Origin of the sequence: Microbacterium sp. LWH11-1.2 (assembly GCF_038397745.1) — a bacterium.
In the GTDB taxonomy this organism is placed as follows: Bacteria; Actinomycetota; Actinomycetes; order Actinomycetales; family Microbacteriaceae; genus Microbacterium.
Map to the genome: position 1 here is coordinate 3,509,674 of NZ_CP151636.1, position 23,183 is coordinate 3,532,856.

General features: G+C 69.8%; 26 protein-coding genes. 13 read left to right on the forward strand and 13 right to left on the reverse strand.

Annotation, left to right across the window (positions count from 1 at the left end; genetic code table 11):
- Nucleotides 1-19 precede the first annotated feature (19 nt).
- From MRBLWH11_RS17235 to MRBLWH11_RS17245, 3 genes are read right to left on the reverse strand one after another with little or no spacing between them, the layout of a single operon-like run.
- Nucleotides 20-853 carry a CPBP family intramembrane glutamic endopeptidase gene (locus MRBLWH11_RS17235; RefSeq protein WP_341945712.1) on the reverse strand — a complete coding sequence of 278 codons (834 nt, stop codon included), beginning with the start codon at nucleotides 851-853 and terminating at the stop codon, nucleotides 20-22.
- Nucleotides 850-1,575, reverse strand: a complete 726-nt coding sequence (gene trmB / locus MRBLWH11_RS17240) for a tRNA (guanosine(46)-N7)-methyltransferase TrmB (RefSeq protein WP_341945713.1) — start codon at nucleotides 1,573-1,575, stop codon at nucleotides 850-852. The genes MRBLWH11_RS17235 and trmB overlap by 4 nt, the downstream gene beginning before the upstream one ends.
- 26 nt (nucleotides 1,576-1,601) lie before the next feature.
- Nucleotides 1,602-2,441, reverse strand: coding sequence for a DUF3097 domain-containing protein (locus MRBLWH11_RS17245; protein WP_341945714.1), 840 nt, complete (start codon nucleotides 2,439-2,441; stop codon nucleotides 1,602-1,604).
- Nucleotides 2,442-2,563: 122 nt separating this feature from the next.
- Between MRBLWH11_RS17245 and MRBLWH11_RS17250 the strand changes: the two genes are divergently transcribed.
- From MRBLWH11_RS17250 to MRBLWH11_RS17265, 4 genes are all read left to right on the forward strand, one after another.
- Nucleotides 2,564-4,633, forward strand: coding sequence for a TPM domain-containing protein (locus MRBLWH11_RS17250; RefSeq protein ID WP_341945715.1), 2,070 nt, complete (start codon nucleotides 2,564-2,566; stop codon nucleotides 4,631-4,633).
- A 58-nt stretch (nucleotides 4,634-4,691) separates the two neighbouring features.
- Nucleotides 4,692-5,435 carry a PspA/IM30 family protein gene (locus tag MRBLWH11_RS17255; RefSeq protein WP_116635302.1) on the forward strand — a complete coding sequence of 248 codons (744 nt, stop codon included), beginning with the start codon at nucleotides 4,692-4,694 and terminating at the stop codon, nucleotides 5,433-5,435.
- 68 nt (nucleotides 5,436-5,503) lie between these two features.
- On the forward strand, nucleotides 5,504-6,307 hold the full coding sequence (locus MRBLWH11_RS17260) for an arginase family protein (protein ID WP_341945716.1): 804 nt from the start codon (nucleotides 5,504-5,506) through the stop codon (nucleotides 6,305-6,307).
- Nucleotides 6,304-6,741 (forward strand): Fe-S oxidoreductase, encoded by a 438-nt coding sequence (locus MRBLWH11_RS17265; protein ID WP_341945717.1) that lies wholly within the window; start codon nucleotides 6,304-6,306, stop codon nucleotides 6,739-6,741. Before MRBLWH11_RS17260 ends, MRBLWH11_RS17265 begins: the two co-directional genes overlap by 4 nt.
- A gap of 4 nt (nucleotides 6,742-6,745) precedes the next feature.
- Here the strand turns inward: MRBLWH11_RS17265 and MRBLWH11_RS17270 are convergent, their stop codons facing one another.
- From MRBLWH11_RS17270 to MRBLWH11_RS17280, 3 genes are read right to left on the reverse strand one after another with little or no spacing between them, the layout of a single operon-like run.
- Nucleotides 6,746-7,216: an SIP domain-containing protein gene (locus tag MRBLWH11_RS17270; protein WP_116635305.1), complete on the reverse strand. Its 471-nt coding sequence runs from the start codon at nucleotides 7,214-7,216 to the stop codon at nucleotides 6,746-6,748.
- 33 nt (nucleotides 7,217-7,249) lie between these two features.
- A complete protein-coding gene (locus MRBLWH11_RS17275) occupies nucleotides 7,250-7,960 on the reverse strand; it encodes a tyrosine-protein phosphatase (RefSeq protein WP_341945718.1) in 711 nt (236 codons plus the stop codon).
- Complete coding sequence (locus MRBLWH11_RS17280) at nucleotides 7,957-8,433, reverse strand: carboxymuconolactone decarboxylase family protein (protein ID WP_116635307.1); 477 nt, start codon at nucleotides 8,431-8,433, stop codon at nucleotides 7,957-7,959. The genes MRBLWH11_RS17275 and MRBLWH11_RS17280 overlap by 4 nt, the downstream gene beginning before the upstream one ends.
- Before the next feature lie 170 nt (nucleotides 8,434-8,603).
- Here MRBLWH11_RS17280 and MRBLWH11_RS17285 point away from each other — a divergent pair, with 170 nt between their 5' ends.
- From MRBLWH11_RS17285 to MRBLWH11_RS17310, 6 genes are all read left to right on the forward strand, one after another.
- On the forward strand, nucleotides 8,604-9,542 hold the full coding sequence (locus MRBLWH11_RS17285; RefSeq protein ID WP_341945719.1) for an alpha/beta hydrolase: 939 nt from the start codon (nucleotides 8,604-8,606) through the stop codon (nucleotides 9,540-9,542).
- Between the two features lie 93 nt (nucleotides 9,543-9,635).
- Nucleotides 9,636-11,156 carry an ABC transporter substrate-binding protein gene (locus tag MRBLWH11_RS17290; protein WP_341945720.1) on the forward strand — a complete coding sequence of 507 codons (1,521 nt, stop codon included), beginning with the start codon at nucleotides 9,636-9,638 and terminating at the stop codon, nucleotides 11,154-11,156.
- A gap of 16 nt (nucleotides 11,157-11,172) precedes the next feature.
- Nucleotides 11,173-12,123 (forward strand): ABC transporter permease, encoded by a 951-nt coding sequence (locus MRBLWH11_RS17295; RefSeq protein WP_341945721.1) that lies wholly within the window; start codon nucleotides 11,173-11,175, stop codon nucleotides 12,121-12,123.
- Entirely contained in the window at nucleotides 12,120-12,989 is an 870-nt protein-coding gene (locus MRBLWH11_RS17300; RefSeq protein WP_341945722.1) for an ABC transporter permease, read from the forward strand. The genes MRBLWH11_RS17295 and MRBLWH11_RS17300 overlap by 4 nt, the downstream gene beginning before the upstream one ends.
- Nucleotides 12,986-13,777: an ABC transporter ATP-binding protein gene (locus tag MRBLWH11_RS17305; protein WP_341945723.1), complete on the forward strand. Its 792-nt coding sequence runs from the start codon at nucleotides 12,986-12,988 to the stop codon at nucleotides 13,775-13,777. The genes MRBLWH11_RS17300 and MRBLWH11_RS17305 overlap by 4 nt, the downstream gene beginning before the upstream one ends.
- Nucleotides 13,774-14,562: an ABC transporter ATP-binding protein gene (locus MRBLWH11_RS17310; RefSeq protein WP_341945724.1), complete on the forward strand. Its 789-nt coding sequence runs from the start codon at nucleotides 13,774-13,776 to the stop codon at nucleotides 14,560-14,562. Before MRBLWH11_RS17305 ends, MRBLWH11_RS17310 begins: the two co-directional genes overlap by 4 nt.
- A 7-nt stretch (nucleotides 14,563-14,569) precedes the next feature.
- Here MRBLWH11_RS17310 and MRBLWH11_RS17315 read toward each other — a convergent pair whose 3' ends face one another.
- From MRBLWH11_RS17315 to MRBLWH11_RS17325, 3 genes are read right to left on the reverse strand one after another with little or no spacing between them, the layout of a single operon-like run.
- Nucleotides 14,570-15,184, reverse strand: coding sequence for an N-acetyltransferase family protein (locus tag MRBLWH11_RS17315; protein ID WP_341945725.1), 615 nt, complete (start codon nucleotides 15,182-15,184; stop codon nucleotides 14,570-14,572).
- Nucleotides 15,185-15,188: 4 nt separating this feature from the next.
- The gene (locus tag MRBLWH11_RS17320) at nucleotides 15,189-15,902 is read right to left on the reverse strand and encodes a uracil-DNA glycosylase (RefSeq protein WP_341945726.1); all 714 of its coding nucleotides are present in this window, start codon (nucleotides 15,900-15,902) and stop codon (nucleotides 15,189-15,191) included.
- A gap of 2 nt (nucleotides 15,903-15,904) precedes the next feature.
- Complete coding sequence (locus MRBLWH11_RS17325) at nucleotides 15,905-16,687, reverse strand: SDR family oxidoreductase (RefSeq protein WP_207769950.1); 783 nt, start codon at nucleotides 16,685-16,687, stop codon at nucleotides 15,905-15,907.
- A gap of 147 nt (nucleotides 16,688-16,834) precedes the next feature.
- On the opposite strand from MRBLWH11_RS17325, the gene MRBLWH11_RS17330 reads away from it, so the two are divergent.
- The 3 genes from MRBLWH11_RS17330 (at nucleotide 16,835) to MRBLWH11_RS17340 (ending at nucleotide 20,515) form a co-directional block, all read left to right on the forward strand.
- Entirely contained in the window at nucleotides 16,835-18,157 is a 1,323-nt protein-coding gene (locus MRBLWH11_RS17330) for a bifunctional o-acetylhomoserine/o-acetylserine sulfhydrylase (protein ID WP_116635316.1), read from the forward strand.
- Nucleotides 18,158-18,258: 101 nt separating this feature from the next.
- Nucleotides 18,259-19,269 (forward strand): endonuclease/exonuclease/phosphatase family protein, encoded by a 1,011-nt coding sequence (locus MRBLWH11_RS17335; protein ID WP_341945727.1) that lies wholly within the window; start codon nucleotides 18,259-18,261, stop codon nucleotides 19,267-19,269.
- 40 nt (nucleotides 19,270-19,309) lie between these two features.
- Complete coding sequence (locus MRBLWH11_RS17340) at nucleotides 19,310-20,515, forward strand: homoserine O-acetyltransferase (RefSeq protein ID WP_341945728.1); 1,206 nt, start codon at nucleotides 19,310-19,312, stop codon at nucleotides 20,513-20,515.
- Nucleotides 20,516-20,524: 9 nt separating this feature from the next.
- Here MRBLWH11_RS17340 and MRBLWH11_RS17345 read toward each other — a convergent pair whose 3' ends face one another.
- The 4 genes from MRBLWH11_RS17345 to MRBLWH11_RS17360 are packed head-to-tail and all read right to left on the reverse strand — an operon-like array spanning nucleotide 20,525 to nucleotide 23,180.
- Nucleotides 20,525-21,136, reverse strand: a complete 612-nt coding sequence (locus MRBLWH11_RS17345) for an NUDIX domain-containing protein (RefSeq protein WP_341945729.1) — start codon at nucleotides 21,134-21,136, stop codon at nucleotides 20,525-20,527.
- A 9-nt stretch (nucleotides 21,137-21,145) separates the two neighbouring features.
- The gene (locus tag MRBLWH11_RS17350) at nucleotides 21,146-22,375 is read right to left on the reverse strand and encodes an MFS transporter (RefSeq protein WP_341945730.1); all 1,230 of its coding nucleotides are present in this window, start codon (nucleotides 22,373-22,375) and stop codon (nucleotides 21,146-21,148) included.
- A 9-nt stretch (nucleotides 22,376-22,384) separates the two neighbouring features.
- Nucleotides 22,385-22,858 (reverse strand): GNAT family N-acetyltransferase, encoded by a 474-nt coding sequence (locus MRBLWH11_RS17355; protein ID WP_341945731.1) that lies wholly within the window; start codon nucleotides 22,856-22,858, stop codon nucleotides 22,385-22,387.
- On the reverse strand, nucleotides 22,851-23,180 hold the full coding sequence (locus MRBLWH11_RS17360) for a thiamine-binding protein (protein ID WP_341945732.1): 330 nt from the start codon (nucleotides 23,178-23,180) through the stop codon (nucleotides 22,851-22,853). The genes MRBLWH11_RS17355 and MRBLWH11_RS17360 overlap by 8 nt, the downstream gene beginning before the upstream one ends.
- Between the last annotated feature and the right edge of the window lie 3 nt (nucleotides 23,181-23,183).

Here is a 23,183-nt window from a genome sequence, read left to right on the forward strand (position 1 = left end):
TTCTCTCAGAACAGCCGGCTCAGACGAGGAAGATCGGCAGAAGTCCGGGGTTGTGCGCGTGCACGAGGACGGCGAAGACGACAGCGTCGAAGAGCAGGTGCACCGTCACGACATAGGCGAGAGAGTGCGTCCGCAGGAAGATGAAGCCCTGCAGCAGAGCGAACGGGATCGTGAGCAGCGGACCCCACTCGCGGTAGCCGAGCTCCCAGAGGAACGACACGAACACGATCGCCTGCAGCACGTTCGCGACCACGTCGGGGAAGTGCCGGCGCAGCAGGGCGAACACCGTGCAGATGAAGAAGAGCTCGTCCCAGATGCCGACGGCGCCGACGCCGACGAACAGTCGCACGATCAGCTCGGGCGTGTCGACGACCGGCCAGTTCTGATAGACGCCGCTGGTGATGAAGTAGAACGGCAGGATCAGCCACCCGAGCACCAGCACCGCGACGAGCCAGCCCCACTGGAGGCGGCCCCAGCGCTTGCGGGTGCGCCAGGGGAAGCTGATGGCACGGTCGCGGTAGACGAACCGGGAGATCACGTAGGGCACCACGACCGCCCCGCCCAGAGCGAGCGTGAACCGGAGCATCGCCATGTCGTCGAGCTCGGCGGCGAGCGGGATCACGCTGACGATCAGCATGCCCACGGCGATGAGCGACAGGTCCCTGGTCAGCGAGGGATCGGATGCTGTCACCTTCCCGCGCTCGAGAGCCCAGGCGGCACCGACGCCCAGCGCCAGCAGCACCCAGCCGAGCCACGGGATCTCCAGGACGAAGAACGCGGGCGCCGCGGCGCAGACGAGGAGCGCGGGCGCGATGCCGCGTCCGAGCGCGGTGTCGCCCCGCACGACGGTCACGCGCGGTCCCGCCGCCGATACACGAGATCGCGGATGTCGCGTCCCTTCGCGATGCCCTTGCGCTCGAACGCCGTCATGACCCGACCGTCGAAGCGCTCGGCCCACTCGCCGTCGAACGCGCGCTCGAACAGCGGCTCCGCATCGAGCACCTCGCGCATCTGCTGGGCGTAGTCCTCCCAGTCGGTGGCGAGTCTCAGGAGTCCGCCGTCGCGCAGCGCCCGCGCCGCGTTGTCGGCGAATCCTGGGCGCACCAGGCGCCGCTTGGTGTGCTTCTTCTTGTGCCACGGGTCGGGGAAGAAGATCCACACCTCCCGGGCCGCGGCCTCCGGGAGGAACGAGGCCAGCACCTCTGGCGCGTTGGCCTCGACGACGCGGAGGTTGCGAGCGCCCTCCCGATCGGCGTCGAGCATCGTGCGGGCGAGGCCGGCGCGGAAGACCTCCACGGCGAGGAAGTCGTCTGCAGGGCGCGACGAGGCCGCCGCAACGATCGCGTGGCCCTGCCCCGAGCCGATCTCGACGTACAGGTCGGCGGCGCGACCGTATTCCTCAGCGGGATCCAGGCGCGCCTCCGGGTGCACCGACGTCCAGGCCACGTCCCGCGGGACGTCGAGCAGATAGTGCGGGGCCAGGTCGGAGAAGGCGCGGTCCTGCGCCTCCGACATGCGGCCGCTGCGGCGTACGAAGGACACCGGCTCGTCACGGAAGGTGCGGGGTTCGGGCATGATTCCAGGGTAGTCGGCGGAGACGCTCACTCCGCGGGCGCGGTCACGAAGTCGATGAGCTCTTCGACGCGCCCCAGCAGCGCCGGCTCGAGGTCCCGGTAGGTCGTCACCTTCGAGAGGATGTGCTGCCACGCGCGCCCGGTGTCGGCCTGGGTCTCGTACGGCCAGCCGAACGCGCGGCAGATGCCGGTCTTCCAGTCGGTGCCGCGAGGGATCTCCGGCCACTTCGCGATGCCGAGGGCGCGCGGAGTCACGCACTGCCACACGTCGACGAACGGATGCCCGACGATGCGCAGGTGGCGGCCGTGCGGACCGCGCGCCACGGCATCCGCGATGCGGGACTCCTTCGATCCGGGAACGAGGTGGTCGACGAGCACTCCGTAGCGGCGGCTCGCGCTCGGCGGTTCCGCGGCCAGCAGATCGTCGAGCAGGTCGACGCCCTGCAGGAACTCGACGACGACGCCCTCGACGCGGAGGTCCGCGCCCCACACCTTCTCGACGAGCTCTGCGTCGTGCTTGCCCTCGACGAGGATGCGGCTGGGCAGCGCGACGCGTGCGCGCTGATCGGCGACGACGAAGGATCCGGATGCCGTGCGCCGCGGACCCTGCTCCGACGCTGCGGGAACGACGAGTCGCACGGGAGCGCCGTCGATCAGGAACCCACCGCCGAGCGGGAACAGCCGCTTTCGACCGAGGCGGTCCTCGAGCTCCACGTTGCCGCCCTGCACACGGGTCACGGCGCCGCAGTAGCCGTCGTCCGCGACCTCGACCACGAGGTCGATCTCGGCCGGCACCTGCGGCACCTTCTTCGCCCCGCGCTCGCGCCAGCCCGCCGAGAGCACATCCGATCCGTACCGGTCATCCATGCCTTCCAGCGTATGTGTCTCCGCTGATGGCGAACGGAGATCGGGCAAGGGATGCTGTCGCGTGTCGGCCTCTGTGCATAGACTCGTGCCATGGGGCTCGGCTGCCGGTCGGAGGGAAAAGCATGACGAAACGGTGGCTCACGCTGGCCGCGTTGACCGTGGCCGCCGTCGCAGGGGCGTTCTCCGCCTCCGCGGCATCCGCCACCGATCCGCTCACGCTCGACTCCGGGTACGTCACCGACGACGCCGGGGTGCTGAGCTCCGCGCAAGAGGATGCCGTCGAGGCCCGTCTGACGGAATTGAGCGCGAACTCGAACGCCGACCTCTTCGTCGTCCTGGTCGACGACTTCTCCTCCCCCTCTGACAACGCCGAGTGGGCGGACACGGTCGCGCAGAACAACAACCTCGGCTCCGAGCAGTATCTGCTCGCGATCGCCGTCGAGGGCCGCAGCTACTACATCTCCGCCGCACCCGACGGCCCGCTGAGCGACAGCAAGCTCGACGACGTCGAGAACAAGATGGTGCCGCTCGCCGCGCAGAACGACTGGGTCGGGGCGATCACGCTCGCGGCCGACGAGATCCAGGGCGACGGCGGCGCGGGCGCTCTGCGCGTGGCGCTGATCATCGGCGCCGTCGTGGCGGCCGGCCTGCTCCTGTGGCTCGTCATCGCGCTCGTCCGCCGCTCGCGACGCGACGCCGAGGTGCGGCGGCGCGGCGCGATGCCCGAGACGCCCGACCCGAACGATCCGTTCTCCACACTCACCGACGAGCAGGTCGAGACGCAGGCAGGGGTCGCCCTCGTGCAGGCCGACGATGCGATCACCTCGAGCAAGGAGGAGCTCGGATTCGCCGTCGCGCAGTTCGGCGAGGGCGCCACGGCCGAGTTCACGCATGCCGTCGAGGCGGCGAAGGCGAAGATGTCCGAGGCCTTCGACCTCAAGCAGAAGCTCGACGACGAGATCGAGGACACGATCCAGGACCACCGGGCCTGGCACATCCGCATCATCCAGCTCGCCGACGAGATCGGCGACGTCCTGGAGGAGAACACCGAGGCCTTCGACGAGCTGCGCAAGCTCGAGCAGAACGCCCCTCAGGAGCTCGAGCGGGTTCGCGGCGAGCGGGCGGCCCTGGCACCCGTTCTCGCATCGGCCGCTCCCGCCCTGGCGGCGCTGTCGGCCTCGTACGATCCCGCAGCGCTCAGCACCGTGTCGGACAATCCCGCTCACGCGCAGGAGCGCGCCACTCTCGCGGATCGCTCGATCGAGGCCGCAGGCCAGGCGATCGCGGCCGGTCGATCCGGCGAAGCAGCGTTCGCGATCCGCACCGCCGAGCAGTCGGTCGCGCAGTCGGCGCAGCTCGCACAGGCCATCACGGCGCTCGGGCAGGAGCTCGCGACGATCGAGACCCAAGCGCAGGCGCTGATCGTCGAACTGCAGGGCGATCTCGCCGCAGCCCAGCAGCTTCCGGATGCCGGCGGCACGATCGCCGCGGCCGCATCCGCGACGGCCCAGCAGGTGCAGCTGGCGCAGACGCAGCTGGCCGGCGCGGGCCGCAACCCGCAGGCCGCGTTCGCGACGCTCACGGCTGCGAACGCGCAGATCGACGCCGCCCTCGCGCAGGGTCGGGAGACCGCAGAACGCGCCCGTCGGGTGCAGCAGGTCCTCGACCAGACCCTGACTCAGGCGAACTCCGAGATCCGCGCGACGCGCGAGTACATCGAGACCCGCCGCGGCACGGTGGGCTCCACCGCGCGCACCCGCCTCGCCTCTGCCGAGGCCAGCCTGACCCAGGCGCAGAATCTGCGGGCGACGGATGCCGAGGCGGCACTGGCCGAGGCGAACCGCGCGGTCGAGCTGGTGCGCCAGGCGACCTACGCCGCTCAGTCCGACGTGCAGTCCTACAACTCCCCCTCCGCCGCGGACGACGGATGGGGAGGCGGGCTGTTCGGCGGCTCCGGCTCGTCGTCCGGCGGCTCGGGAATCGGTGGCGACATCCTCGGCGGCATCATCGGCGGACTCCTCTCCGGTGGTGGAGGCGGCGGAAGCTCCTCCCGCAGCAGCAGCTGGCGCTCCGGAGGGGGCGGCGGCTACCGCAGCTCCGGTTTCGGAGGAGGCTCCCGCAGCAGCTCGCGGAGCAGTTCCCGCAGCAGCAGCAGCGGCCGCAGCGGTCGATCCGGAGGTAGGCGCTTCTGATCCGCACATCGACAGGTACCCCAGGCTCACGACTCCGTCCCTCTGAAAGGAATCACGCATGACCAAGCAGTCCATCTTCGGACGTATCTCGACCCTCGTCCGCGCGAACATCAACTCGCTCCTCGACTCTGCCGAAGACCCGCAGAAGATGATCGATCAGCTCGTTCGCGACTACACGAACAGCATCGCCGACGCCGAGTCCGCGATCGCCGAGACCATCGGCAACCTGCGCCTGCTCGAGCGCGATCACGAAGAAGACGTCCAGGCGGCCACCGAGTGGGGCAACAAGGCTCTCGCCGCCAGCCGCAAGGCCGACGAGATGCGCACGACCGGCAACGCCGCGGACGCCGACAAGTTCGACAACCTCGCGAAGATCGCGCTGCAGCGCCAGATCAGCGCCGAGCGCGAGGCGACCGGCGCCGAGCCGCAGATCGCCGCGCAGACCGAGATCGTCGACAAGCTCAAGAGCGGCCTCAACGGCATGAAGGACAAGCTCGGCGAGCTGAAGAACAAGCGCAGCGAGCTGCTCGCCCGTGCCAAGGTCGCCGAGGCGCAGACCAAGGTGCAGGACGCCGTCGGTTCGATCAACGTCCTCGACCCCACCAGCGAGCTCGGGCGCTTCGAAGACAAGGTCCGCCGCCAGGAGGCCATCGCCCAGGGCAAGATCGAGCTTGCGGCCTCCAGCCTCGACGCGCAGTTCGAGAGCCTGGAAGACCTCGGCGAGCTGACCGAGGTCGAGGCGCGCCTCGCCGAGCTCAAGGCCGGCGGCACCGCGCCGCGCCAGGCCATCGAAGGCTCCTGACACACCCCGCCGATGCCCCGGACACCACTCGTCCGGGGCATCGGCGCTTTCTCCCCCGGAGGCAACCCATGGTGCGATTCCTCGTCGTCCCGCAGTGGCAGGGCTCGCCCGCACCGCGCGCGATGCTCCTCGTCGACGGCGCCTCCGCGATCGCCGGCGACCTTCCGCGCGCGGCGACGACCCTGCTCGATGTGCCCGTCGAAGCCGGAGAGTCACTCGGCACCGGCGTCCGTCGCCTGAGCGCGCTGCTGCGGACTCGCGAACTGGTGCGCGAGCATCTGCAGGAGGACACCGTCATCATCGGCGGCGACTGCAGCGTCACCGTCGCGGCCCTCGCGGCGCTGCCGGGCGGAACGGATGACCTCGCGGTGGTGTGGTGCGATGCGCACGGCGACCTCCACACGCCGGAGACCTCGCCGTCCGGAGCCTTCTCCGGCATGGCCCTGCGCGCCGTGCTCGGGCAGGGAGAGGAGCAGATCGTGCTCTCCCCCGGCATCCCGCGCGATCGCATCGTCACGGTCGGCATGCGCGACGTCGATGACGCGGAGGTCGACCAGCTCGACACGCTCACACAGCTCTCCGTCGACGACCTCGCGCGCACCGATGCGCTGGCCGAGGCCGTCAGCGCGACGGGAGCGGCCCGCGTCTGGGTGCACATCGACGTCGACGTGCTCGATCCCTCGGATCTCGCCGGAGTCTCCTCCGCCGCTCCCTTCGGCGTCTCCCCCGCAGTCCTCAGCGCGGCGATCCGTCGGCTGCGGGAACAGGTTCCGCTCGCGGGCGCCACCATCTCCGGTTTCGCGCCTCGCTCCCCGGCGGATGCGGTCGACGATCTGGGCGCCCTTCTGCGCCTGGTCGGGGCTGTCGCGTGAGCGCGGACTGGAAGCCGACGGCGGAGGCGGCACTCGCCCGCGGGCGACGATTCGATCGTCGCATCCCCTCGTTCCTGCTGCGTTCGCCGATCAGCCGCGTCGGCTACTGGTGGGGCACGGGAGTCGGCTGGCTCTGGGGCTCGCTGTGGAGCACGGGCCCGGTCGAGCGCCGCGCGGGTCTCTGGATCTTCCAGGGCATGCCGAGATGGACATTCAACCGGGGCGGAGTGTGCGTCGGCGGATGCTTCCTCACGGGTGACACGCGTCCGACGGACGCGGTGCTGCGTCACGAGGCGGTGCACAAGGAGCAGTGGCTGCGCTACGGCTTCCTGATGCCGCTGCTGTACCTGTTCGCGGGACGCGACCCGCTGCGCAACCGCTTCGAGATCGAGGCGGGCCTGGAGGACGGCAACTACGTGCGCCGCGCGCGCTGACGGATCAGCGGTCGGCGGGCAGCAGTCCGAAGCGCTCGGGAGCGTGGATGAGCGCGGGCTCGATGTCGAGCGTGTGCGTCAGGTGATCCACGATGTCCGCCGTGCCGAGGTAGCCCCCGAGAAGCGTGACGTGCGTCTGGATCTCGTCGTCGCACATCATCTCGTCGGCCCATGCGCAGGTGGCGCGAGCGAGGGCCTGTCCTGGTGCGCACGAGCGCCCGGAGCCCGGTGCGCCGGACCGCTGTCCGCGAGCGAGCCACGTGACGGTCATGCGTCCGGGAGCCTCGACCACGCCGATGTCGGATGCGTCGGGGACCTCGATGAAGATGCGGCCGGATGCGCACAGGGGAAGAGTGGCCAGGAACATCTCGAGGTCGGCGAGCGAGTGCTCGTCAGCGGTCACCAGGTGGTGCGCACGGCGTCGCGCTTCGCGGCGCTGGGCGCGCGTGCTGCGGAGCTCGAGGGAGGTGTTCATGGTGTCTCCATGGTACACCAAGTGAAGGCTTGCCTAACCTTCGTCGACGAGTGCCTTCTTCAGAGCTGCCAGCTCGGCATCCGTCATCCCGTTCGCACGCAGATAACCGGCTGCCGAACCCCAGCGCTCGTCGACCTGCTCCAGCAGCGCACGCATCACGGGCGCCGGCGACTGCGTCGCGAGGGCGACGGCGTGCACCGCCTCGGGATGCTGCGACCGGAGGTAGTCCGCGATGCGCTGCGACCGCTGCGCCGGTAACTGCGACTCCGTGAGCGCGTAGTCGGCGATCACAGCCTCGCGATCAGCGCCGACGGCGGACAGCGCGAGCGCGACGGTCACGCCCGTCCGGTCCTTGCCCACAGTGCAGTGCACGAGCGTCGGCTTGCCCTCGGCGATGATCCGGATGGCGTCGACCAGACGCTCCCCGCTCTCCTCGAGCAGGTGCAGGTAGAGGTCGTCGAGGCTCGTGTCCGCCTCGAAGAACGAGCGCACCGACCCGAGGAACAGCGGAAGGTGCGTGGTCTCCGGGCCCTCGATCTCGGTCGGCTCCGCCGCGACCTCTTCGCCGTCGCGCAGATCGACGATGTGCTGGATGCTGCTCTGCAGCGCGGTCGCACCGCGGGGCGTCGCACCCGACAGCTGCCCGGATCGCAGCAGCACGCCCGAGCGGATTCGTCCGCCCTCCGCGGGGATGCCGCCGACGTCGCGGACGTTGTTGACGCCGTCGATGTCGAGGATCGTCATGCCTGCGCCTGCGGGGTACGAGGCGGCACCGGGTAGCGTCCGGCGATGACGATGCGGTTGAAGGCGTTGATGGAGACGCATGCCCAGCTCAGTGCCGCGTACTCCTTCTCGGTGAACACGCTCCCCACCAGGTCGTAGACCTCGTCAGACACACCGTCGTCGGCGATGAAGGTGAACGCCTCGGCGAGCTCGAGCGCTGCGCGCTCCCGGTCGCTGAACACGCCGCTCTCACGCCAGACCGGGATCTGGGTGATCGTGTCGGTGTCGAGACCGGCCTTGAGCGCCCGATCGACGTGGAGTCGGGCGCAGTAGCTGCATCCGTTCAGCTGCGAGCAGTGGATCATGACGATCTCCTTGAGTCGATCGTCGATGCCGTTGGCGGCGCAGATGTCGCCGACCGTCCTCGCGAACGCGTCGAGCGCCTGATACGCCGCCGGCTCGGTCTTGGAAAGGTGCACGCGCGTCTCGCTCATGTCTCCATGATATTCGTCGCGCGAACAGGGCGCCCTCGGTCATCGACAGGCGGTGAAATGCGAAATGCTCAGCACCAAGAAGGATGACTAGTGAATATGTCCGTAGATGTCCGCATATTGCTTGTCATATCGCTCCGCAATTTCCTGCCGCCGAATCCGAGGAGCAGAATATGGACGTGGCGATCGACATCACCGAGTTCAGCTATCTTCCCGCACAGGCCGAAGCCCTGGGCGTCCCTCTCCCCCCGGTCGAGCGCGTGACGCTCCCCCTCCCCGGTGGTCGCACAGTGAGCGCGCTGCGCTTCGGGATCGAGGCACCACGGGTCACGCTTCTGCACGGCGCCGGGCTGAACGCGCACACCTGGGACACCACCTCGCTCGCCCTGCAGCAGCCGCTGCTCGCGATCGACCTGGCCGGCCACGGAGACTCCTCCTGGCGGACCGACGCCGACTACACTCCGCGCACGCTCGCCGTCGACGTCGCCGCTGCCCTCGATGCCTGGACCGCACAGCCCCAGCTCGTCGTCGGGCAGTCTCTCGGCGGGCTCACCGGCGCGGCCCTCGCCGCGGCTCGACCGGACCTCGTGTCGGAGCTCGTCGTGGTCGACATCACCCCGGGCATCGACGTCAGCGCCGGGCCCGCTGCGCTGCGCGCCTTCTACGAAGGGCCCACTGACTTCGCCACTCGCGCTGAGCTCGTCGACAAGGCGATGTCCCTCGGCTTCGGGGGCACCCGACCGGAGACCGAGCGCGGCGTCTTCCTCAACACCCGCGTGCGGCCGGACGGGCGCATCGAGTGGAAGCACCACTTCGCACATCTCGCTGCTCGAGCGCTCGCTGCCCACGATCCGGGATCGGCCGTCGCCCCCTCCGCGCTGCACGAGACCGGCTGGGACGACCTGGCGGCCGTACGCGCCCCGATCACGCTGGTGCGCGCCACCCGCGGCTTCGTCAGCGAGGCGGATGCCGCGGAGCTGCAGCGCCGCATCCCCGAGGCGCGCGTGGTCGTCGTCGACGCCACCCACAACGTGCAGGAGACGGCGCCGACGTCGCTCGCCGACCTCGTCGCCTCCGCCGCAGCCGGCACCTCCCCCGGCACCGGTTTGTGACGATTCGTTCCGCATCCGCCCCGCATCCCTCCCGCCATCCCTAGGCTCGATCCAACGGCACACAGCAACTGCCGCACCGAGAGGAAACGCCTCATGTTCCGACGCACCCGACGTCTCGCGCTGATCTCCGCCCTCGCGGCGACCGCCGTCATCCTCAGCGCCTGCTCCGGCACCCCCGCGGAGACCCCGTCCTCGTCTCCCGGGAAGCCCGACCCCGACGCGACCCTGCACGTGGGACTCGTGCTCGAGCCGACCAACCTCGACATCCGGCACACCAGCGGCGCCGCCATCGAGCAGATCCTCATCGACAACATCTACGAGGGTCTCGTGACGCGCACGCAGGACAACGAGATCGAGGGCCGGATCGCCTCCGACTACGAGGTGTCCGCCGACGGGCTCACCTACACGTTCACTCTGAACGACGGTGTCGCCTTCCACGACGGCACCCCGCTCACATCCGCCGACGTCGTCGCCTCCTACGAGACCGTGCGCACCGACGCGACCGTGCAGGGCAACGCGGAGTTCGCCTCGGTGGCCTCGATCACCGCGCCGGACGCCACGACCATCGAGATCGTGCTCTCCGCGCCGAACCAGAACTTCCTGTTCGCCCTCACCGGGCCCGCGGGACTGATCTTCAAGTCCGGTGACACGACGGACCTGAAGACGGCAGAGAACGGCACGGGTCCGTTCACTCTCACACGCTGGAACAAGGGCAGCACGATCACCTTCGCGCGCAACGAGGCCTACTGGGGCGAGGCGGCCGGTGTCGCCGAGGTGGAGTTCCAGTACATCCCCGACTTCACGGCCGGTGTGAACGCCGCACTCGCCGGCGACGTCGACGTGCTGACGGCGGTGGACCCGAACCTCGCGTCGCAGCTCGAGGACTCCGGGGACTTCACGCTCACCAAGGGCCGCACCACCGACAAGGCGACGCTGGCCTTCAACAACAAGAAGGCGCCGCTCGACGACGTGCGCGTGCGCGAAGCCCTGCGTCTGGCCATCGACCATGAGGCCCTGATCGAGGCCGTCGGAGCCGGCACCACCCTGTACGGACCGATCCCGGAGCTCGACCCCGGTTACGAGGACCTCTCCGACGTCATCTCGTACGACCCGGAGAAGGCCAAGGAGCTCCTCGCCGAAGCCGGCCAGGAAGACCTCGAGCTCACCCTCACCATCCCGAGCTTCTACGGGACGACCGTGCCGAAGGTCCTGATCTCGGACTTCGCGAAGGTCGGTGTGACCCTCGAGGTCGATTCCGTGGAGTTCCCCGCCTGGCTCGAGGACGTCTACACCAACCATGACTACGACCTGAGCTTCGTGCTGCACGTCGAGCCGCGGGACTTCGGCAACTTCGCGAATCCGGACTACTACTTCGGCTACGACAACGCCGAGGTCCAGGGGCTCTACGAGCAGGCGCAGGCCGAGGTGGATCCCGACAAGTCCGCCGAGCTCCTCGCGCAGGCCGCCCGCATCGTGTCCGAGGACCACGCCGCGGACTGGCTGTACAACGGCGAGACCGTCACCGCAGTGAGCCCGATCGTGGCCGGCTTCCCCGAGGACTCGATCAACTCGCGCATCAACCTCGCGGGCGTCACCGTCTCCGCCGAGAAGTAGGAGCGGTCGGCCCTCCGTGCTCCGCTACGCGCTCTTCCGAGGAGCCCTGCTCGTCGCAGGGCTCCTCGTGTCGAGCGTGCTCATCTTCCTGACGCTGCGGGTCTTCCCCGGCGACGTCGCGCAGCTGATCGCCGGGACGCAGGCCTCCCCCGCCGAGGTCGACGCCCTGCGCGAATCGCTCGGACTCGATCGCCCGCTCCTCGCGCAGTACACCGACTGGATCGGCGGCATCTTCCGGGGGGATCTCGGCACCTCGCTGCTCTCCGGTGCCTCCGTCGGTGAAGAGCTGTTCCTCAAGTCGCAGGTCACCGTCCCGCTCGGGATCATGTCACTGCTGATCGCTATCCTGATCGCCGTGCCCTTCGGGATCGTCGCGGCGCTCCTCCGCGGCCGTCGCGGCGGCACGGCGCTCAGCGTCGGTGCCCAGACGCTCGCGGCCGTCCCCGTCGTCTGGGCGGGCATGATGCTGATCGTGGTCTTCTCGGTCTGGCTCGGCTGGCTGCCGCCGCAGGGGTTCCCGCGCACCGGCTGGTCGACGCCGGGAAAGGCCATCGAAGCTCTGCTGCTCCCTGCGCTCACGATCGGGATCGTCGAGGGCGCGATGCTCATGCGCTTCGTCCGCAGCGCCACGCTGCAGGCGGCCGGCCAGGACTTCGTCCGCACCGCCGCCGCGAAGGGTCTGACGCGCACCAGGGCGCTGATCCAACACGGCATCCCTGCGGTGGGTCTGTCGATCATCACGGTCCTGGGACTCCAGGTGGCCGGGATCATCGTGGGATCGGTCGTGATCGAGCAGCTGTTCACGCTGCCCGGCATCGGACGGATGCTCGTGGCCGACGTCGGCACCCGCGACCTGATCAAGGTGCAGAGCGAACTGCTCGTGCTCACCGGATTCGTGCTCGTGGTCGGCTTCCTCGTCGATCTGCTGCACCGCGCGATCGACCCCCGACAGCGGGAGGCCGCATGATCCCCCGCTGGCTGACGAGGCTCTGGGCGACGGCGACCGGTCGCTTCGGGCTCATCGTCGTGGCGCTGATCGCCGTCACCGCGCTCGTGTCGTCGTTCTGGACGCCGTTCGATCCGCAGTCGTCGAACATCGGCGACCGCTGGCTGCCGCCCAGCTGGCCGCACCTGCTCGGCACCGACGACACCGGTCGCGACATCCTCAGCCTGATCATGGCCGGGGCACGGACGGCCGTGTTCGTCAGCGTCGGCGCCGGCGTGGTGGCGACCGTCATCGGCATCTCCCTCGCAGCGCTCGGAGCCCTCACCACGCGCTGGGTGCGAGAGACCGTCGCCGTGTTCGTCGACATCCTCATCGCGTTCCCCGTGCTGCTGATCGCCATGATGATCTCCTCCGTATGGGGCGGATCGCTGTGGGTCGTCATCTGGGCGGTCGGGATCGGCTTCGGCGTCAACATCGCCCGTGTCACCCGTCCGGAGCTGAGGCGGGTGCAGCAGAGCGACTTCGTGCTCGCCGCCCGCGCATCCGGACTCACCCCCGCGCAGAGCCTCGCCCGGCACCTGCTTCCGAACGTCGCACCGGTGTTCATCGTGCAGCTCTCCTGGTCGATGGCCGTCGCCGTCCTCGCCGAGGCAGGGCTGTCGTACCTCGGCTTCGGCGCATCGGTGGTCGAGCCGAGCTGGGGCATCCTGCTGGCCGACCTCCAGCGGTACATCGGCGTCCATCCGCTCTCCGTGATCTGGCCGGGCCTGACCATCACCGTCACGGTCCTCGCCCTGAATCTGCTCGGCGACGGGCTGCGCGAGGCGACGGACCCGACTCTGCGCCACCGTGCGGCGGAGCTGCACACCCCGGCGGTGGTCGCATGACACTCGCCGTGCAGGACCTGGTCATCGACATCGAGGGACGTCGGGTGGTCGACGGCGTCTCCTTCGACGTGCCGGACGGCTCGCGCCTCGGGCTGATCGGAGAATCCGGCTCCGGCAAGTCGCTCACCGCCCTCGCCGTGCTCGGACTCCTCCCCGAGGGGGCCACCGCGAGCGGCAGCATCCGCTGGAACAGCACCGAGCTGATCGGCATGCCGGATCGCGAGCTCGCGAAGCTGCGCGGCGACGACATCGGCATCGTCTTCCAGGAGCCCCGGACCGCGCTCAACCCGATCCGGACCGTCGGACGACAGATCGCGGAGTCCATCCGGATCCACGAGGGGCTCGGCCGCCGCGAGGCTCGAGACCGCGCGATCGCCGAGGCGGAACGCGTTCGCCTGCCCGATCCGGCGTCGATCGTGGACCGCTACCCGCACCAGCTCTCCGGCGGCCAGCGGCAGCGCGTGGCGATCGCCATGGCCCTCGCATGCCGTCCGCGACTGCTGATCGCCGACGAGCCGACCACGGCGCTCGACGTCACGATCCAGTCCGAGATCCTCTCGCTGCTGCTGTCGCTCGTCGCCGAGGAGGGCATGTCGCTCGTCTTCATCACGCATGATCTCGCCGTGCTCGCGCAGGTGGCGACGGAGGGCGTCGTCCTGGAGCACGGACGCGTGATCGAGGCGGCACCCGTGTCCACCCTCCTGACCGCGCCGACGTCTCCCGTCACCCGGGCTCTGCTCCGTGACGCGACCGCCACGCTCTGGCGACCGGATGGCGGCGCGTCATGAGCCTGATCGAAGCGCGGGATCTGAGCCGGGACTTCGTCGTCCCGAAGCGCTCCTCCTTCGAGCGCACGCGCCGGCAGACCGCACTCGCGCCCACCGATCTCGACGTCGTCGAAGGATCGTCGATGGGGATCATCGGCGAGTCCGGCTCCGGCAAGTCCACGCTCGTCCGCCTCCTGCTGGGGCTCGATCGTCCGACGACCGGGACCGTGAGCGTGGACGGGCGCGCCGTGGACGCCACGGCGTCCGCGAAGTCCCTGCACTGGCTGCGCCGCGAGACAGGGCTGGTGTTCCAGGACCCGTACGCGTCGCTGGACCCACGGATGTCGGCGGGGCAGATCGTGCGCGAACCGCTGTGGGCGCTCGGGATCGAGGGCGACCACCGGGCGAGGGTCCGCGAGGTCCTGGAGCAGGTCGGGCTGGAAGCGGAGATGGCCGACCGCTATCCCCACGAGTTCTCCGGCGGGCAGCGCCAGCGGATCGCACTCGCCAGAGCCATCGTGCACCGTCCGCGCATCCTCGTCGGAGACGAGCCGCTGTCCGCTCTCGATGTCACGGTGCGCGCGCAGATCCTCGAGCTGCTGATCGAGCTGCGACGAACGACCGCCCTCACCCTGCTGCTCGTCTCGCACGACATCGGGGTCGTGCAGAACCTGTGCGACGCGGTCGTCGTGATGAAGGACGGCCACATCGTCGAGCGCGGCTCCACGAAGGACGTGCTCCTGCACCCGCAGGAGGCCTACACGAAGAAGCTGCTGTCGGCGATCCCGGTGATCCCCGGCTCCTGACCCGGCCTCAGCGACCGCCGAAGAGGCTCCCCCGCCGCCGCCCCACGGGCTTGAGCACACGTCGCATGTACACGGTCCCGAGGTCGCGCCCGAACTTGTAGCCCACGCGTCCCATCCGCCCGGCCTCGACGAAGCCCAGCTTGGCGTGCAGACGGATCGAAGCCTCGGCTCCGCTGTCGCTGATGACCGCGACCATCTCCCGCAGTCCGATCTGCTCGCAGGCGTCGATGAGCGCTTGCAGCAGGGCCGCACCGAGCCCCTTGCCGCCGGCACCCGGACCGAGGTAGATCGAGTCCTCGACCGTGTAGCGGTAGGCGTTCTTGCCCGCCCAGGGCTGCGCGAGCGCGTAGCCGATCACCTCGCCCCGCGATGAGACCGCGACGAGGAACGGCAGCTTCAACCGCTCGAGGAGCGCGAACTTGTCCCGCCAGTACGGGATGCTGCTGCGGCGCTCGTCGAGCGTCACTGCGGAGTTGCTGACGAAGTGGTTGTAGATCTCCCGGATATGGGCGAGGTCGTTGGCGCGTGCAGGACGGATGACGTACGAGAACACCTCCGGTGCCGCCTCCGGGCGCAGATGGCGCGGCAGGACACGACGACGGTCTCCCGGCTCGAACTGCATGGGTTCAGCTTAGGGAGGAAGGCGCGTCGCCCTCCACTCTCCAATCCACCGGATCTGCGCCGAGCTTTTCGAGCAGTGCGTTCGCCCGCGAGAAGGGCCGCGAGCCGAAGAAACCGCGGCGCGCCGACAGCGGTGACGGGTGCGCCGACGCGATGACCGGCGTCTCGCCGAGAAGGGGCTGCAGATTCGCCGCGTCCTTGCCCCACAGGATCGCGACGAGCGGCTGCTCACGCGCCACGAGGGCCCGGATCGCGAGCTCCGTGACCTCCTCCCAGCCCCAGCCGCGATGCGACGCCGCCGCACCCGGACGGACCGTGAGGACGCGGTTGAGCAGCAGCACGCCCTGGTCGCTCCACGCCGTCAGATCGCCGTGCGGCGCCGGTGGGATGCCGAGATCGCTCTCGCGCTCCTTGTAGATGTTCGCCAGGCTGCGCGGGAGCGGGCGCACCTCGCGGTCGACGGCGAAGGACAGACCGATCGGATGCCCGGGCGTCGGATACGGGTCCTGACCGGTGATGAGGACCCGCACCTCCGACAGCGGCCGCTGGAAGGCGCGAAGCACGTTCTCCCCGGCAGGAAGATAGCCGTGACCGGCTGCCTGCTCGGCACGGAGACGCTCCCCCAGGGCGGTGATCTGCTCCTGCGCCGGCGCGAGCGCCTCGGCCCAGCCCGGATCGATCTGCCCGTCGGCGGCGAGCTCAGCGAGGGTGCGGGCCATCGTCAATCGATGGATCGCACGCGCAGTGGGCCGCGGGCGAGAAGGTGCTGGGCCGACTGGGCGACCGGACGCATCGTGATCTGGTCGAGGTTGACGTGCGCCGGCGACTCCAGCGCATAGGCGATGACGTCGGCGACGTCTTCTGCGAGGAGCGGCGCCTCGACGCCGGAGTACACGGCTTCGGCCGCCACCGTGTCGCCGCCGAGACGGTTCAGCGTGAACTCCTCGGTGTGCACCATGCCGGGAGCGACCTCGACGACGCGGACCGGCTCTCCGTTGAGCTCCTGACGGAGCACCTTGACGAGCATCGACTCCGCCGCCTTGGCGGCGTTGTATCCTGCCCCTCCGGCGTAGGCCGTCTGCGCGGCCGTCGACGTGATGAACACGGTGTCGGCGTGCCCGTCCGCTGCCGCCGCGCGGCGCAGGAGCGGGAGGAGCCCTGCCACCAGACGCTGCGTCGCCAGCACGTTGGCGTCGAACATCCACTGCCAGTCGTCGATCGACGCGTCCTCCACGCGATCCGTTCCGCGCGCTCCGCCCGCGACCTGCACGAGGGCGTGCACGGGCCCGGACTTCTCGAGCTCGGCCACGAGCGCGTCGACCGCTGCGGCGTCGGTGAGGTCGCAGGCGATGGCCGAGGCCCCGGTCTCCTCGGCGAGCGCGGTCAGCCGGTCCTCCCGTCGGGCGACGCCGACGACATCCCATCCGCGGGCGCGGAGCTCGCGCACCGTCGCCGCGCCGATCCCGGAGCTCGCACCTGTCACCACTGCACGTCTGATCACCATGCCTCCACCGTACGATGTTCCCGCGCGATTTCGCGGTCCGGCACTGTTACGTCACATTTCCCGTCCCTTGTTGACATGAGCCGATGTTCCGTACTCTCGCTGCAACGGCATCCGCCATCCGACCTTCACACGTTCCAGGGGGAACACATGACCGCACCCGAGTCCTGGCGCTTCGAGACCAAGCAGATCCACTCGGGTGCCGCACCCGATCCGGTCACGAAGGCCCGCGCCACGCCGATCTACCAGACGACGTCGTACGTGTTCGACAGCGCGGACCACGCCGCGAACCTCTTCGCCCTCGCGGAGTTCGGCAACATCTACACCCGCATCCAGAACCCCACGCAGGACGTGCTCGAGCAGCGCCTCGCCGCACTCGAGGGCGGCACCGGCGCCCTGGTCCTGTCCAGCGGTCAGGCGGCCTCCACGTTCGCCGTGCTCAACATCGCCGAGGCGGGCGACCACTTCGTCGCCTCGAGCTCGATCTACGGCGGAACGTACAACCTCTTCAAGTACACCCTCGCGAAGCTCGGCATCGAGGTCACCTTCGTCGAGAACCAGGACGACCCCGAGGAATGGCGCCGCGCGGTCCGCCCGAACACGAAGCTGTTCTTCGCCGAGACCATCGGCAACCCGCAGATCAACATCCTCGACATCCGCACGGTGGCCGACGTCGCGCACGAGAACGGCGTCCCTCTGATCGTCGACAACACGATCGCCACGCCGTACCTGATCCGCCCGTTCGAGTTCGGCGCCGACATCGTCGTGCACTCGGTCACGAAGTTCCTCGGCGGCCACGGCACGACCATCGGTGGCGTCATCATCGACGGCGGCACGTTCGAGTGGTCGAAGAACGTCGAGAAGTTCCCGGGTCTCACGGTTCCGGACCCCTCGTACCACGGCGCGAGCTACACCGCCGCGGTCGGCGACCCGCTCGCGTACATCATCAAGGCGCGCGTGCAGCTGCTGCGCGACCTCGGATCGGCCATCGCCCCGCAGAGCGCCTGGAACCTCATCCAGGGCGTCGAGACGCTGTCGCTGCGCATCGAGCGCCACGTGCAGAACGCACAGGAGATCGCCGAGTGGCTCGACAGCCGCGATGACGTCGCGACCGTCAACTACTCCGGACTCCCCTCTTCGCCGTGGTACGCCAAGGCGAACGAGTACGCCCCCAAGGGTGTCGGCGCCGTGCTGTCCTTCGAGCTCAAGGGCGGTGTCGAGGCCGGCCGCGAGTTCGTCAACAGCCTGTCGCTGTTCAGCCACCTCGCCAACATCGGCGATGTGCGCTCGCTCGTGATCCACCCGGCATCGACCACCCATGCCCAGCTCACGCCCGAGCAGCAGCTCACGGCCGGCGTCACCCCTGGCCTCGTGCGTCTCTCGGTGGGCATCGAGAACGTCGACGACCTCAAGGCCGACCTCGAAGAGGCTCTCGCCGCGGCTCGCCGCGTGTCGGAGGCCGCTCGCGCCTGATCCGCACACCGCACGACACGAAGATGCCCCGAGCCCCTGCTCGGGGCATCTTCGTGTCGGCAGGCCTCCACACGGCGAGTGCACAGCACGGCCGCGCCAGAATGGGAGGTCTGCCCGAGGAGCGCACGATCGACACCACATCCGTCCGACCGACCACGCCGAGACCGTCCTCTCGGCGCTCCCGCGCGCGCACGCGACGGCTCATCGCGGTGGCCGGGCTGATCCTGCTGGTCGCGGTGATCTGCGTCTGGGTGCCCGGACTGATCGGCACGGCCGCGGCCGCCGCCCTGCCGTGGACCGGTGTCGCGCTCGCGATCGTGGCGGTCATCGCGCTGTTCCTCGCGCGTCGCGTGCTCCTCCTGTTGCTGGTCCCCGCTCTCGTCTGGGCAGTCGCGATCTTCCCCTCGCTCCCTGGTCCGGGCACCAGTCCGGCGACAGATGCCACGCCGCTGACCGTCGTCAGCCAGAACGTACGCGCGCATTCCGGCGGCGCCGCCGCGTCAGCCGACGATCTCGCGGCCCTCGACGCCGACGTGATCGCCCTCACCGAACTCGACGGGGACAGCCTGACCGCGGCGAGCGCGGCGCTGGCCGAGGAGTACCCGCACTCGTACGCGATCGGGACGGTGGGTGTGTGGAGCCGCTTCCCGATCGACGACGCGGTGCCGCTGACGCTCGGACTCGACTGGAAGCGCGCACTCCGCGTCTCGGTGCGCACTCCGGATGCCGACGTCGCCGTGTACGTCCTGCATGCGGCATCGGTGCGCCCGGGACAGCAGCACGATCGCGACATGATGCTGGAGGGCATCGCCCAGGCCGTCGCCGACGACGAGGCCGGCTCGATCATCGTCGTCGGAGACTTCAACGCCGCGTCGGCGGATCCGGCCCTGAGCGCGGTCCGCTCCCGGCTCGACTGGGTCCGACCGACCGACGGCACCCTCGGCATGACCTGGCCGGCCGCCCTGCCCCTCGTCCGCATCGACCACGTCTTCGTGCGGGGCCTCGACGTGCACAGCTCCACGACACGACGCGCCGGGAACAGCGATCATCTCGCGACCGTGACGAGCGTCAGCGTCGGTATCCGGGATGCGGACTCCGCCCCGGGACCGTAACGTTCGACGCACCGGTCCCCCGCCAGGCGAGAATGGGAACATGGACTGGCAGACGACCTCCGAGGACACGGTGCCCTCAGCGCCCGTGACGGAGGCCGATGTGCGGCTGCTCCGTGCTCGCCCTCCGGCGACCGGCGCGTGGCGCGACGGGGACCCCGTCGGCGGTCGGCGCTTCGGGAGCTTCGGCGCGTTCACGACCGAGAGCGGAGCGGTCCTTCCCGGCATCCGTCTCGCCTACGAGAGCTGGGGCGAGCTGAACGCGGCACGGGACAACGCCGTGCTCGTGCTGCACGCGCTCACTGGTGACAGCCACGTGCGCGGGGCGGCCGGTGCGGGTCATGCGACCGCCGGGTGGTGGGAGGACATCGCCGGCCCCGGCGCTCCGCTCGACACGGACCGCTGGTTCGTGATCGCCCCGAACATGCTCGGCGGCTGCCAGGGCTCGACGGGGCCGGCGAGCGTCGCGCCCGCCGGCTACGAGTGGGCCTCTCGCTTCCCCTACCTCACGATCCGCGACCAGGTGGCGGCGCAGGTGCGTCTCGCCGATGCCCTCGGCATCGACCGGTGGGCCGCTGTCATCGGCGGCTCGATGGGCGGCATGCACGCTCTCGAGTGGGCCGTCACGCATCCCGAGCGCGTCGCGCGTCTCGCCGTGCTCTCCTCACCCCCGGTCACCACCGCCGACCAGATCGCGCTGAACACGGTGCAGCTCGAGGCGATCCGGATGGACCCGCGCTTCCAGGGCGGGGAGTACTACGACCTCGGCGACGGCGACGGTCCTCACCGCGGCCTCGCCCTCGCCCGGCGGATGGCTCTGCTGAACTACCGCAGTCCGATCGAGCTCAACCAGCGGTTCCAGCGCTCGTGGCAGTCCGGCGTCTCCCCGCTCGGCCACGGCGGTCGCTTCGCCGTCGAGTCGTACCTCGACTTCCACGGGAACAAGTTCACGCGCCGCTTCGATGCGAACAGCTACATCACGCTGGTCGAAGCCATGAACTCGCACGACGTCGGGCGGGATCGCGGGGGTGTGGAGGAAGCTCTGCGCGCCGTCACGGCCAGGACCCTCGTGATCGGCATCGACAGCGACCGCCTCTTCCCCGTGGACGGACAGCAGCGCATCGCGCGGAGCATCCCGGATGTCGTCGGCGGCGAGGCGGTCGTGCTCACCAGTGACTTCGGGCATGATGGCTTCCTCATCGAGACGGAAGCCGTCGGCACGCACCTGCGGCAGCTGCTCGCCGACTGAGCCCGAGGCTCAGCTCCGTACGAAGCGCCAGGGCAGGGTTCCGGCCTCGAGTCTTCCCTGCTCCCAGGCGAAGGCGCGCCCGGCGTCGGTGTCGAGCACGCGCGTCTGGAAGAGCTGCGCAGCACCTGCAGAGGACAGCGCCGACGCCGCGTCGACGAAGCCGGTGAGGTGGTGCAGGGTGATCCACGTCGGAGGGAAGAGCACCCACTCACCGGCGGCGTGTCGTGCCAGGGCGTCGGCCGGGCTCGCCCAGGTGAGCTCCGCCACCTCGTCCGCCGACGCCACAGGCTCCGCAACGGGAGCCATCGCGAGGAAGAACCAGGTACGGATCCGCGTCGGCGCCTCGAGCGGCGGACGCCACTCCGACAGCGGCACCAGGTCCGCGACCGCGAGGCCGACCTCTTCGCGGGTCTCCCGGATACCGGCGCGACGCGCGTCGTCACTCTCGGCCTCGCCGATGCGCCGATCGGCCGGCTCGACCTTCCCGCCTGGGAAGACCCACGCACCGGCGAACGACCCGCGATCGGGACGGCGGATGAGGAGCACCTCGAAGCCGGGATCGGCAGCACGCAGCAGCACGACGGTGCCCGCCACGGGCAGGGATTCGTCGGGAGAGCTCACCCCGCCACTCTAGGACGCGACGAGTACAGCAGCGGAGGCGCGGCGCGCTTCGAGGCGGTACGACGCCAGGGCGATCAGCAGTCCGGCGACGGCGAGCCCTGCTCCGGTCATGGCCGGGGCCGTGAACCCCCAGCCCAGGGCGATGACGACGCCGCCGAGGAAGGCTCCGAGGCTGTTGCCGATGTTCAGGGCCGAGTGGTTCATCGCGGCGGCGATCGACTGGTTGTCCCCCGCGACATCCATCAACCGTGTCTGGATGGTCGGGCTCAGAACCGATGAGACGAATCCGACGATCAGCACCATCAGGCACAGAGTCACGATCCAGAACGACAGCACGGCGAGCAGGACGAACGTGGCTGCCATCACGGCGAGCCCGATCAGCAGCGTGCGGCGCAGGTCGATGTCGGCGAGGTGGCCGCCCACGAGGTTTCCGATCGTCATGCCGATGCCCATCAGGACGAGCACGATCGGCACGGCCCATTCCGGCGACCCCGCCACCTCGGTGACGACCGGTGCGATGTAGCTGTAGACGGCGAAGAAGCCGCCGAATCCGATCGCTCCGACGCCGAGCGTGAACCACACCTGCGGGATGCGGAACACCCCGAGCTCCTGGCGCATGGTGCGGCCCGGCGACCCGGGGTGCGCGGGCACGAACAGCGCGATGCAGAGCGTGGCCAGGGCGAAGACGAGCGCCACGACCGCGAATGCGGTGCGCCACCCCCACTGCTGGCCGAGGAAGGTGCCCAGCGGTACACCGACGACGTTGGCGACCGTCAGCCCCGTGAGGATGAACGCGACGCCCTTCGCCCGGTTGCCCGGACCCATCACATCGGCCGCGACGAGCGCGCCGATGCCGAAATAGGCGCCGTGCGGAAGGCCGGCGAGGAAGCGTGAAATCCCGACGAGCTCGAACGACGGGAGCACCACGGTCAGTGCGTTGAAGACCGTCAGAGCCAGCGCCAGCACGATCATCACGCGATGCCGCGGGTACCGCGCGACGAAGCCCGCGATGGTCGGGGCGCCGATGACGACGCCGAGCGCATACAGGGAGATGAGCCACCCGGCCTGACTCAGGGCATCCTCCCGACTCGAGGACCAGAGGGCGGGCAGCAGGTCACCGGCGATGTCGGGCAGCAGGCCCATGACCACGAACTCGGTCATGCCGATGCCGAAACTGCCGATGGCGAGAGAGAGGAGCGCCCTCTTCGCCGCACCCCTCGATTCTGTCGAGGGATTCACCGGATCAGCTTACCGGTCCCCGGACTCCTCGATCCGCCCCGTCCGGTCGAGGCTCATGAAGACATCGACCTCGTCCTCCCGGTCGACGACGAAGCCGTGGCGCTCGTAGAGGCGCCGCGCGGCGCTTCCCTGCAGCACGTTGAGCCGATAGAGCACGTCGTCCTGCAGGACCATCGTCAGGATGCGTCCGCCGACGCCACGCCCCTGGTGCGATCGAGCCAGGTAGAAGTGCTCGATCCAGTAGGTGTCGTCTTCGCGACGCACGGCGATGCAGCCGACATCCTCGCCGTCGACGACCACGGTCCGCGTGACCGATGGATCATAGGCGTCGCGGAGCCGCTGCCGCACGCGGACCGCGTCATAGCGCCCGAGACGCTCCAGGTCTGCGCGGAGCACGATCGCGCGGAGATCGGCGAGCCAGTCCAGGTCCGCAGACTCCGCAGGGCGGAGAGTCACCTCCGCGCGAGCGCGAAGATCAGTCATCCGCCCCGTCGATCGCCGCCTCGAGCCGCTCGATCTTGGCATCGAGCTCTCCGGAGTACCCCGGACGGATGTCGGCCTTGAGCACCAGCGAGACCCGCGAGCCGAACGGCATCACGGCCTCGGTCGCGCGCTTCACGACGTCCATCACGGTGTCCCAGTCAGGCCCCTCGACCTCGGTGAACATGCTGGTGGTGCGGTGCGGCAGGCCCGATTCGCGGACGACGCGCACCGCCGCGGCGACGGCATCGTGCACGGAGTCGTCGGTGCGCTCGGCACCGTCGGCGGGGGTGCCGCTCGGGGCGACGGAGAAGGCGATCAGCATGGT